Here is an 11,531-nt window from a genome sequence, read left to right as displayed (position 1 = left end):
GGCTAGCCCTTCTGTTCGTCGGCGGCGCCCAGAACCGCCTGCAGCGCTTCGCCCAGCCGGGTGATCTGCCGCTCCTGGGCGACCAGGGCGGCGCTGAGCGCAGCCATGGCGTCGGCGCCCTGGACGCCGACCGCGACGGTCACCGGCCGGCTGTCGTCGGCCGGCCGGTCCTGCCAGGCGCGGCCGATCACCTGCCCCGCGAGGGCGGGCGTCAGCTCCGAGATCGGCACGGCGCGCCCCTCGCCGTCGTTGCCGCCGGACGGGACGATGAAGTCGCCGGAGCGGACCGCGCCCGCGACCTGCAGCCTGACCTGGCCGACCAGGGCCACGGTTTCGGACGGAGCCGCGCCGCTCATCGGCACGTTGCCGACGACGACGGCGCGATCGGTCGTGACCAGCAGCGACTCGGCGCCGTCGGTGGTCAGCGACACCCGGCCGCCCCGGACGCCGACGATGCGGCCCGGTCCGATCGCGCCAGAGGCCTCGGCGCGCGGCAGGCACTCGGCGAAGTCGGCGCCGCCCGAGATGAGCCGCAGGAAGTTGCCGGCGTCCGTCGGGTTGTCGCTGGCAACGGCCGTGCTGCGCTCGATCCGGCCGATCGCCCCGCTCGAGTCGAAGAAGGTGATGAAGTTGTTCGAGGCGCCGGCGCCGCCGCCGGCGACGCGCAGGGCCAGCACGTCGGCATTGGCGCCGGCCATGTTCTCGACCAGCGCGACGTGGCTGTTCAGGTTGCCGGCATCGCCGGCGATGTTGCCGCGCACGTGCAGGTTGGTGGTCGGCGAGGCGCTGCCGAGATTGATGCCGACCCGGTTCTCGCGCAGCGTCACGCCGACGTCGCCGTCGTTGGTCAGCAGGGTGCGCTGGCTGGCGACGTCGTACTCGATGCTCGAGCGCGTGCCGGAGGCGACGGCGAACTCGACCCGGGCGGCCGATCCGCCGCCGGTCACGTCCAGCGTCAGCTCCGGCGCGCTCTTCGCGATGTGCAGGGAGGAAGACGGGCTGTCGGTGCCGAGGCCGACCCGTCCGTCGCTGGCGACCGCGAGGTGGCTCGACGCCGCCGTCGAGCCGTGCACGCGCAGGCCGCCGCCGTTGCGCTGCAGCTCGAGGCGCGTCGGCGCGCCGCCGTCCTCGGCGCGCAGCGCGCCGGCGTCAAGCTTGAGCGCCAGGCCCGAGCCCGACTCCCGGATGTCGAGGCGGGCGCTCGGGCTCTCGGTGCCGAGGCCGAGGTCGCCCTGGGCGTCGAGCGTCGCGCGCACGGCATTGTCCGTGCCGAGGTGCAGCCGGTTGCCGGAGTGCGCGTAGCGGAGGAAGCCGGCGCGGGTCTCGTCCGGACCGGCGAGGCCGTCGGCGAAGTGAATGTTGGAGGTCGCGGAGACGGCCGAGAGCAGGGTCATGCCGACGTTGCCGTTGGGGTTCTGCACGACTAGGTCGTTCGCATCGGCATGGAGCGAGGCCGGGTCGTCCGTGCGGATGCCGACGTGGCCGCTCGCGGTGAAGGTGGTGGCGTTCGCGAGGTCGCTGCCGACCCCGACCTGCAGCCGCTCCTCGGCGTCGTCGTAGACGAGCTGCGCGGCCTCGCCGAGCGCGGGCAGGGTCTGGAAGGCGATCCTCGCGATCGCGTCGGGATCGGTCGCCAGCGCCACGGTCAGGGCGTCGCCCCGGCTGAACAGCACGTGGTCGGTCTTCAGGTCGTCCGGCAGGTCGAGCCCGGCGGCGAGCACGCCGTCGGTGCGCACCAGGAAGCGCTCCTCCAGGTCGCCGTAGCCGGCGGCCGGGCCGACCGCCAGCCGGTCCTTGCCGTCGCTGGCGCTGCCGATGACGATCTGGAAGTCCTGGCCGGCCGCGGGATTGTTGGGGCTGACTGCGCGGCGCGCGTAGAGCGGCACGCCGGCGGCCTCGTCGCCGGCGGCGTCGCGCAGCTCGAGCCGGGTGCCGAACAGGCGCACCTGTCCGGTCGCGCGCAGGTTGCCTTCGACCCAGACCAGCTCCCTGCCGATCAGCCGGTCCGTGGTCTTGGTCGAATCGTCCCGGTCGGGCTCGTTGACCAGGTCGTCGACCGCGATGCGGTCGGCCTGGCAGAGCGTGTCGGCCGCGTCGCCCGTCTTGAACTGCGTGAAGCGGTCGCGCAGGCGGATCACGCCGTCCGCGGCGAAGAGGTTCTCGGCCACCGCGCCGGCCAGCTGCCGCAGCGTGCGGCCGAGCTTCAGCGCGTCCGCGGTGCGCGGCTGCAGCCGGCCCGGCGTGCCGGTCACCCAGTTGCCGACGCCGAGCGGCACCAGCCAGCGCGCGCTGTCGGCCGGGAAGTCCTGGTGCGGCACCGAGCCGTCGCACAGCAGGGGCGCCGTGTCGCCGAGGCTGCGCGCCGCCAGCCGCGCGTCCTCGACCGGCCGGCCGGCGAGCGTGATGCCGCTCTGCCGGTCGCGCAGGCGGGCGAAGGGGCCGACCTCGATGGCGAAGCTCTCGCGCACGCGGGCGAAGGCCTCTCCCGCCCCGCAGGTCTCGAAGCCCTCGCGCAGGCCGCGGAACGGCGTCTCGTCGTAGCGGATCCAGACCTGCTGGTTGCCGGTCGGCAACCCGCTGAACGTCTCGAGCGGCACCTGGGCCGGTGCCAGCAGGACGATGGTGCGGCCGTAGCCGTCCCAGGCGAAGCCGGGCATGACGAAGAGGTCGACGGCACCGGCCTCCTCGGCCGGCACCTCGACCAGCTCGAGTCCGGTCGCGATGCCCCAGGTATGGGCGGCGAGCGCGTGCTCGCGTCCCAGGCCGCGGGCGTAGGTGACCAGGGCGGCGAGGTCGGCGGCGCCCAGGAACTGCCCCTCGAAGAAGCTGGGGCGCTCGAGTCGGCTGGCCATCGCGGGTCTCCTCAGGCTGTGCCCGGCTCAGGAGCCGGGCTTGGTGGTCCGCGTCCGGCTGGTGGATTTGGGCGCAGTCCCGGCGTCCAGCCGCGCCTTCAGGGCCGCGATCTCCTTCGACTGGGCGTCGAGGCTGCGCTTCATCTCCGCGAGGTCCGGGCTGGCCACGGCCTGCGCGACGGCACCCGCCGCCGTCGACGGCGCGAGCCCCGACGGCAGCAGCCCTTCGCTGCTGCGCGCGACCTCGGCCAGCATCTTCACGAGCCCGCTGCCGGCCAGCCGCGTCGTCAGCTTCTCCTCGTCCGCCGGATCCAGCCCCTCGGCGGTCGCGAAGGCCGGGCGGCGCAGCAGCAGGTCGAAGAGGTCGCCGCGGGTCACGGCCGCGCCCCCGGCGCTCTCGGGCTGCGCGATCTGGCGGGCGAAGGCCTTGGCGAGGACGGGGTCGGCGACCGCGTCGAAGCTCCAGGACAGGCCGGCCGGCTGGGCGAAGGCGTCGCCGGCGGTCGCGGTGGCCGCTTTGACGGCGGCGGCGTTGGCGAAGGTGGCGCTTTCCGTCGTCGTGTCGGCATTGGTCACGTCGGGCTTCCCGTCGCGGATGACGTCGCCGAACTGGATGACCTGGCAGCAGAGCTGCTCCATGAGCTGGCGCAGGATGCGGCGCAGCGGAATCCAGCCGAGCCAGTAGCCGAGCGTCGGGAAGGTCACGACGTGGCGGCGCAGCGGCGTCCAGTTGCAGACCTTGACGATGTGGCAGTCGCGCTTGCGGATGGTGACGGAGGCCAGCGGCACCCGTGGGTCCTCCGGCGGCGGGCAGGGCGGCAGGACGTTGCTGCAGATGCAGTGCAGCATCGCCTCGAAGGCCGGCCCGAGCATGGCCAGGACCGACTGCTGCAGGGCCGCCCTGAAGTCTTCGAGCGGCAGGTCGGGGCTGGGGCAGGTCGCAGCGCCCAGCCTGTCGATCGCCTCGCAGTCGGTGCCGCCGATGCGGGCGAAGTAGCCGGACAGGCCGGAGCGGACGGCGCAGCACCAGCGGAACCAGGCCTGGCGCTCCGCCTCGGTCATCGTGGCGAAGTTCCCGGGCGGCAGCGGCAGGGCCTTCTCGATCTCGCGCAGGCAGCAGGCGATGCGCGCGGCCATCTCGCCTTCCAGCTTGTCGAAGAAGCCGGCCAGGCTGGCGACGATGACGCCGGCGGGATTGTCGCCCTTGCCCGGGTCGCGTCCGCCGGGGTCGCGCGGCTTCTCCTCCGGCTTGCGGAAGACCTCGTAGCGGTAGCTCTCGCAGGTCACCGTCGGCTCGCAGGTCGGCGGCGCGCCGCGGCGCAGGCGCGGCTGCTGGGTGCTCGCCGTCCCGGCCGTGGTGCCGGTCGCGGCCGCCGAGCCGGAGCAGCCGCAGCTGCCGCCGCAGGCGCAGCCCTTGCCCTTGCAGCCGCCGGAGCCGCAGGCGCAGCTGCTCGGGCCGGCCATGGGTGTCTTGGGCGCGCTCGGCCGCTCCAGGTAGCGGATCGCGAGGATCCACTCCTCCTCGATGTCCTCGCAGGGATCCTGGCCGGCGTAGGGTCGGCAGTCGGGCTCGTCGATGTCCCGGCAGCGGGAGATCAGCGAGCAGATGTCGACGCTGTCGGGCTTGCAGACGACGATGTCCTCGCCGCAGGGCGAGAGGGCGTAGCCGGGGCTCACGTTGACCAGCTCGTCGCAGGGCGCGCAGGTGACCGCGAGGCCGCAGACCACGCCAGAGCCGAAGAGGTGCCGGTTGTGCAGCTTCTGCTTCTCGACGATGTAGTGGTCGAGCCGGTTGAGGTCCTGCTCGGTCAGCAGCTGCCCGGCGAAGAAGCGCGGCCGGCACAGGCATTCCAGGCCGCCGCAGTCCGGACAGGGCTGGCAGCTCGGGTCCGGTCCGTAGCCCTTGGCCTTGGTCGCGGCGCTCGCCGTCCAGCGGATGGTGCCGCTGCCGCCGGCCGTTCCGTAGTCGTGTGGCATCGCTTGTCTCCTCCAGGAGCCGCCTCGGCGCGGCTCAGCCGCGCACGACGGTGAACCAGCTTTCGAACAGGCCCCCTTCGACGCCGTCGCCGGACCGGCGACCGCCGGACACCCAGGGCGGCAGGTGGTTGCCGTCGAGGCCGCGGCCCTTGTCGTCGCGCACCAGGTCGCCGTGGAGCAGGACGCGCACGCGGCCACCCTGCTTCTCCAGTGCCGGCGGCGTGGCGTTCGGCATCCAGCGAACGCCGTCGACCAGCGGGGCACTGGTCACGTCGAAGCCGGCATCCGGGTTGCAGGGCTCCTTGAAATCGAGCCCCCTGATGATCTCGGACGGCCAGTTGCACCAGCAGACGACGCGGTTCTGCGCGTCCTGGACCTCGACCTGGACTTCCAGGCTGAGGTTGTCGATGTCGGCGGTCTGCAGCGGCCGGTCGAAGCCGATCACCAGGCCCTGCCGCATCAGGTCGTCGAGGAGCAGCTGGTCGCGGTGCTTCCAGCTGATCCAGCAGACGTGAGCGAGCGTCGGGTCGAGCCCGCTGTCGCCGGGTGGTCCCTGCGGCCCCTCCGGTCCCCGCGGCCCCTCCGGCCCGGCCTGCCCGCGTGGCCCCACCGGTCCCGGCGGCCCCTGTGGTCCCTCTGGCCCCTGTGGTCCCTCCGGCCCCTGCGGTCCTTGCGGCCCCGCAGGACCTTGCAGCCCGGTTGCCCCGGCCGGCCCCGGAGGACCCGCCGGCCCGGCCGGTCCCGCGCTCCCGGCCGGCCCCTGCGGGCCCGGAGGACCCTGCACGCCGCTGCCGCCGAGGCCGCGATCCATCAGGCAGAGCAGGGCGTTGGCGATCGCCTGGGTGCTCGGCAGGTGGAGGCGCCCGAGCTCGTTGTTCAGGCGGGCGATGCCGGCCGCCTGGTCGGCCGCCGGATCGGGGGTGACGGGCGGCATGTCCTCCAGGCGCAGGCCCGGCCGCCAGCTCTCTATCGTCGCCAGCACGACGCAGTCGGCGGTGACGCAGCCGGGGCAGTCGCCGCCGCGCAGCGCCGCCGCGCAGTCGATCTGCTCGATGTCGAGCACGGCGACACCGCCCGCGCTGGCGACCGTCAGGTCGCCGGCATAGGGAACGTAGGCGAGGCCGCTCGCACCGGCGAGGGCGAGCGCCTCGGCGCCTGTACCGACCTCGACCGGCACGGTCGGGCTCGCCGTGCCGGCGGTCTCCAGGGCCTGCAGCGACAGCCCCTGCACGAAGCGGTCGTCGCCGTCGGCGACCAGGACGAGCGCCCAGCTGCCGCCCTCGGCCACGGCCGCCGCGACCGGCGCGTGGGCCAGGCTCGCGCTGCCGAGCAGGTTGCCGCCCGCCGGATCGAACAGCAGTGCCGCACCGGCGGTGGAATCGAGGAGCAGCAGCCGGTCCGGCCCGGTCGAGCGGGCGGCCGCGCCGCCGGCCAGCGCGACCGCCGCGGGCAGGCCGGCGATCGCCGTCTCCGGCAGGCCGGCGGTCGCCGGATCGACGGAGAAGAGGCTCGCGGTCCCGGGGGCCGCCAGGTAGAGCGTGTCCGTGGCCCCGCTGCCCAGCAACCGGCGGGCGGCGCCGAGGTCGTTGCTGTCGTCGGGGGCCGCCGGATCGGCGACCGCCGCGCTCCACAGGCGCAGGGCGCCGCTCGCGCCGGCCAGGGCGACCAGGCGGCCGTCGCTCAGGACGAGCAGCTCGAGCGGGCTGTTGCCGCTGCCCGGCACCGCGTCCTCGCGCGCGGCGCCCGCGCCGATGCCGCCCGCCGCGTCCGGCTCGAAGACCGCCAGCCGGGCCTCGTCGGCGGGCGTCGCAGCGTCGACCGTCGCGACGTAGACCGCGCCGCCGTCGGGCGCGACGGCGAGCCCCGTCGCGCGCCCGGCCAGCGGCGCGCTCGCCTCGACGGCATGGTTGGCCAGGCTGACCTGGTAGAGCGTGCCGACGTCGTCGCCGGTCGCGACGAACAGGCGATGGCCGACGGCGTCCACCGCGACCAGCCGGGCGTGGGCGAGACCGATGGTGTTGGTCCAGGCGATCGCCGCGGCGCCGGGGTTGAAGCTCGGCGGCGCCGGATCGATGCGGATGTCCAGCCCATAGGACTCCAGGATCCGGTTCGGCGCGCACTGCGTGTCGTCGCAGCCGCAGTCGTCGAACAGGACCGGGACCTCCTCGGTCGGGCACTCGCGGTAGCGGAGGCAGACCTGGAGCGTGTGCGCTTGCGCCGCGCCCGGATTCGCCGCCGCCGCATCGATCAGCGCCTTGACCGACGGGAAGGCGGCGAGCTCGATCGTCTCGGGGGCGACGACCAGGATGTCGTGGCCGCAACAGTCGATCGCGCCGCCCGGCTGCAGGACGAAGAGCCGGTCGCGGCAGGCCGGGTTGGGGTGCTGGGCCAGCTCCAGTCCGCAGACCACGCCGACGCCGTGCAGCCGCTGATGGTGGAGCCGGAGCTTTTCGCGGAAGTAGTGCTGCTCGTCGGTGAAGTCGCGCTCCACCAGGAGCTTTCCGGTGAAGTAGTGGTTGCGGCTCAGGCTGTGCGGCTCGCACGGCTCGAGGCAGCCGCAGGTGCCGGGATGGTCGGCATGGTCGGTCATGACTGGGCCTCACCGGATGGAGGGGAGGAAGCGGGGGCGCCGGGTCGCAGCCGGCTGTCGCGGCCGAGCCGCGGCGGCAGCCCGCCGGGGCCGCCGGCGCCGGGCAGCACGCTGGCCCGGCCGAGCGTGACGGCACCGAGTGCGAAGCCGTCGCCGGACAGGCTCGGCGGCCAGCAGCCGACGACGCTGTCGAAGCCGAGGCTCGCCTGGATCCCGATCCGCATGCGCGGCGCCACCGGCACCAGCTGCGCCTTGACGTGGGCCGGCAGCTGCTCGGCGAGCAGGCGATTCAGCGCACCGCGCCCCTGGGGCGTCGCGACGGCATGGGCCGGGACGAACAGGCTGGCCCGGTGGGCGTCGACGTGGAACGGCCCGCGCAGCGGATCGCGGGTGACGTCGAGCCGGGTGACGTCGGCCCGGGCCGTGGCGTCGAGCTGGCTGTTGCCGAGGATCCTGGCGCCCCACAGCTCGGCGGCGTCGCCCAGCCGGCCGGCGCCGAGGAACAGCCAGCGCCGCAGCTTCCAGTGCTCGAGCACGAGCGGCGGCAGGGGCGGGCAGGCGGCCGGCGGCGAGCAGGCAGGCGCGCAGGCGGCCGGCGGATGGGCGAGGCCTTCCAGGCGGTCCCAGCCGAGCCACAGCAGCACCGCCTGGCGCAGGCCCGGCCAGGTGCCGCGGCAGGCGAACAGCCGGGCCGCCGAGCGCAGCAGCCGCCGGCGCCGCGCCACGGGCCAGCGCTTGTCCAGGGTCACGCCGACCCAGGTGGCGAGCCAGGACAGCATGTCCCTGCCTGGTTCGGCCGGCGTCGAGCGGGGATCGAAGAGGGCCGCCTGGTCGTCGACCGTCGCCTCGAGGTCGCGCAGGCCGCGGTCGAAGATGCCCAGGAAGCGGTCGAGGAAGGCCGCGGAGAGCGGGTCCCCGCCGAAGGCGGCGGGCAGGTAGCGGCGCAGGCTGATGCGCGGATACTCGATCTCGAGGGCGCAGAGCACCGGCGTGGCGGCGCCGTCGCCCGTGAGCGTCAGGCGCAGCCAGAGATAGCGGCCCGGCGGGCTGAGGATCAGCGCCTCCTTCGCGCCCGGAGCCAGCGGCAGGGCGGTCCAGGCCGCGTCGGGCAGTTCGGCGACCATGCTCTCGGGCAGGTCGGTCTCGGCGGTCGTGGTCTCGATGCGAAGCGCGCCGTGCGTCGGCAGGCTCGCGTCGAGCCGGATCCGGTGCCACTGGCAGCGGGCGATCCGGCTGTCGAGGGCCCGGGTGAGCGCCGCCGCACCGGTGACGTAGGACGGCCCGCCCGCCGGGGCTGCGACCGGCTCGCCCGAGAGGTCGAACCAGCCGGCGTCCGGACAGAGGCCGGACAGCTCGACGGCACCGTCGGGGGCGACCGGGATGATCGGCTCCGGGAAGCGGTCCGCCACCGCACCGGGTTCGCCAGGCTGGCCGAGCAGACGGCCGTCGCGGCTCCTGACATCGACCGACTCGCGGCCCGGGACGACCGCGTAGAGCCGCCCCTCGCAGTCGAAGGCGAGGCGGGAGACCGCGCCGACGTCGGACTGCGCGCCGCGCCAGCCGCCCCAGGGCGCGAAGCGGTGCAGGGCGCCGTTCGCGGCGTCCGCGACCCAGAGCGTGCCGGCCCGGGTCGCGACCGCCGTCGGCTGCCAGGGCTGGGCGGTCGCCGCGGCGGGCGGCGACCAGACGGCACGCAGGGTGAGACTGCGGGCGTCGAGCACCAGGACGCGGCCCGGCGGGCCGGCGTCGACCAGGTAGAGCCGACCGCGCTCGATCGCGACGGCGCGCGGATCGGCCAGGGCGACGCCCTGGCAGGGCAGGTCGCGGAAGCGGCAGGCGCAGCGGTCGAACAGGCGGAGCCGCTTGCGCCGGCGGTCGAGCAGCCAGAGGTTGCCGGCCTGGTCCAGCGCCAGGGTGCCGGGCAGGACCAGGCCGCCCAGGCTGCCCGTCGGCTCGCCGAGCGTGCGCGCCGTGCCGGGCAGCGCCGGCAGCACCAGGGCGCTGCTCGCGGCGTCGGTCGCGAGGCGCGGCAGCGCGGCGACCGGGCGCTCGGCGAGGCGCCAGCCCGTGCGCGGACCCAGGCTCTGCCAGAGCGGGTCGTGCGGCGGCCGCGGCGGCGGCGGCAGGTAGGCGGCGGCGGTCATGACAGCCCCTCCGGCGCGTCGGCGGAGCGCACCGACACCGTCACCGAGTCGACCCGGATCAGGGCGCCCTTGGGCAGGGCGACGTCCTGGCAGGGCGGCTGCTCGACGCCTTCCAGGGTGACGACCAGCTCGGGCAGGCGCGCGACGCCCGGCAGCAGCGCCCGGCGGTAGAGCTCGCCGTAGAAGATCATGCCGCCGAACGGCCAGCCCTGGCCGTCCGCGCCGCCGGTCAGCGGATGCAGGTAGCCGCGCAGCGCGTCCTCGACCTCGATCGTCAGCGCCGCCGCGTCGGCATCGTCCGCCGCGACGACCTCCAGCCGCAGCTCGACGCCGACGTAGGTCGGGCCGATGACGTAGAGCTCGGTGGTCAGCAGACGCCGCCTGTCGAGGTGGGCGCAGACGGTCTGCGCCAGGGCCTCGCTCGGGCTCGGGGCCGGTCCCGGCGCGTCGGGCACGATCAGCAGGGTGACGACGCCCGGCACGTCGATCCCCGGGAACTCGGGATGCACGAGCGGCATCGCGTGGGCGCGGCGGATCGGGCCGGCCTGCCTGGCCAGCATCTCGAAGTCCTCGGCCGTGACGGCGCGGTCGTGCGCCTTGAGCGCGACGGGCGCGCGCGCTGCCGCGGCCTCCAGGGTCTCCTCCTCGGTGCCGCCCTCGGCCGGCAGGGGATTGGCGACCTTGCCGACGTCGATGCCCGGCAGGGAGCGCCGCAGCGTCGCGATCCCGCCGGCCGGCAGGTTGCCGCGCGTGCCGCCGCCGAAGCGGTAGAAGGCGACGACGATGTTGGACTGCGGCGAGGCCACGTTGGCGACCGGGATGCGGCCGCGCTTGCCGTTCCCGAAGCGGACCTCGCCGGTCGCCCGGTTCAGGACGTAGTGCCGGTCGTCGGGGCCGGAGCCGAAGAAGTCCTCGACCTCCTGCCAGGGCTCGAAGCTGCCGGTCTCGTCGACCTCGAGGCGCAGGGTGCCGGCCAGCACCGGCGCGTTGGCGAGGCGGAAGACCTGGTCCGGCGTCCCCTCACTGCCGCCGAGCACCTCGCGGGCGACCGACTGGGCCTGCTGCACGGGCACCGCGTTGCCGCGCACGCCGAGCAGGGCCGGGGGTATCTCGTAGGCCGCCTGCTCCAGCCGGGCGCGCAGCCAGAAGCGGGCCTTGTCCTGCTTCTTGCCGAGCTTGGCCGCGACCGCCTGGCCGGGCGGCGGGGTGCGCAGGCGCACGAAGCCGGAGCGGGTCAGCGCCAGGGTGTCGTCGGACAGCAGGGTCAGCGGCCGCCACTCGCTGCCGGCCCAGAACTCCCAGACCAGCCGGGCCGGCGCCGTCACCGGCACCGCGCCGCCGCCGCAGGGGGCCGGCGGCGGCACCGGCCGGTCGCCGGGCGGCCAGAAGGCGAGCGAGAGCTCGACCGAGGGCGGCAGGGCGGCGTCGCCGGAGAGGCCCAGCAGCAGGGCGCTGCCGGCCTTGGCGAGCGGTCCGAAGGGCTGGAAGCCGGTGGCGAGGTCCGCGTTGGCCGCCGAGACGTCCGCGTAGGCGTAGCCGTCGAACACCTGCAGGCCGTCGAGCTGGGCCTTGAGGGCGGTCAGCACGCGGTCGGTCTCGAACAGGATCGGGCCCTGCTCGTCCGGCTCGGCGGCGGCGACCGGCGTGCGTGCCGGGACCGTCACCAGGCTGCCCGCGAAGCTCGGCAGGACCGGGAAGACCAGGACGGTCCCGGCCGGCCGCGCCGGCGTCAGCTCGATGCCGATCAGCTCGAGGAACTTGAGGTAGTTGAGCTCCGGCACCCGGCCGATGCGGTAGAGCAGCAGCTCGCTCATCCAGGCGAACAGCTCGACCAGCGCGAAGCCGGGGTCGCCGGCGTTGTAGTCGGTCCATTCCGGCGTGTACTGCGGAATGCGCGCCCGGGCCTCGACCACCAGGTCGGCGAAGCGCCGGTCGTCCAGCTTGGGGATGTGGTCGGCGAGCGGCATG

The 11,531-nt window shown here is 75.0% G+C and carries 5 protein-coding genes; all 5 read right to left on the bottom strand.

Annotation, left to right across the window (positions count from 1 at the left end):
• Window positions 1-2 precede the first annotated feature (2 nt).
• From B9O00_RS06000 to B9O00_RS05980, 5 genes are read right to left on the bottom strand one after another with little or no spacing between them, the layout of a single operon-like run.
• Window positions 3-2,852 carry a hypothetical protein gene (locus B9O00_RS06000; protein ID WP_085121560.1) on the bottom strand — a complete coding sequence of 950 codons (2,850 nt, stop codon included), beginning with the start codon at window positions 2,850-2,852 and terminating at the stop codon, window positions 3-5.
• A 27-nt stretch (window positions 2,853-2,879) separates the two neighbouring features.
• On the bottom strand, window positions 2,880-4,829 hold the full coding sequence (locus B9O00_RS33420) for a hypothetical protein (RefSeq protein WP_085121559.1): 1,950 nt from the start codon (window positions 4,827-4,829) through the stop codon (window positions 2,880-2,882).
• 34 nt (window positions 4,830-4,863) lie between these two features.
• Window positions 4,864-7,419, bottom strand: coding sequence for a YncE family protein (locus B9O00_RS33415; RefSeq protein WP_179243933.1), 2,556 nt, complete (start codon window positions 7,417-7,419; stop codon window positions 4,864-4,866).
• On the bottom strand, window positions 7,416-9,563 hold the full coding sequence (locus B9O00_RS05985) for a phage tail protein (protein ID WP_085121558.1): 2,148 nt from the start codon (window positions 9,561-9,563) through the stop codon (window positions 7,416-7,418). The genes B9O00_RS33415 and B9O00_RS05985 overlap by 4 nt, the downstream gene beginning before the upstream one ends.
• Window positions 9,560-11,530 carry a putative baseplate assembly protein gene (locus tag B9O00_RS05980; RefSeq protein WP_085121557.1) on the bottom strand — a complete coding sequence of 657 codons (1,971 nt, stop codon included), beginning with the start codon at window positions 11,528-11,530 and terminating at the stop codon, window positions 9,560-9,562. The genes B9O00_RS05985 and B9O00_RS05980 overlap by 4 nt, the downstream gene beginning before the upstream one ends.
• Window position 11,531 lies beyond the last annotated feature (1 nt).

It is taken from the genome of Tistlia consotensis USBA 355 (genome assembly GCF_900177295.1).
Lineage (GTDB): Bacteria > Pseudomonadota > Alphaproteobacteria > Kiloniellales > DSM-21159 > Tistlia > Tistlia consotensis.
Note: the sequence above shows the minus strand (reverse complement) of the source record. Positions and strands in the feature narration are given on the sequence as shown.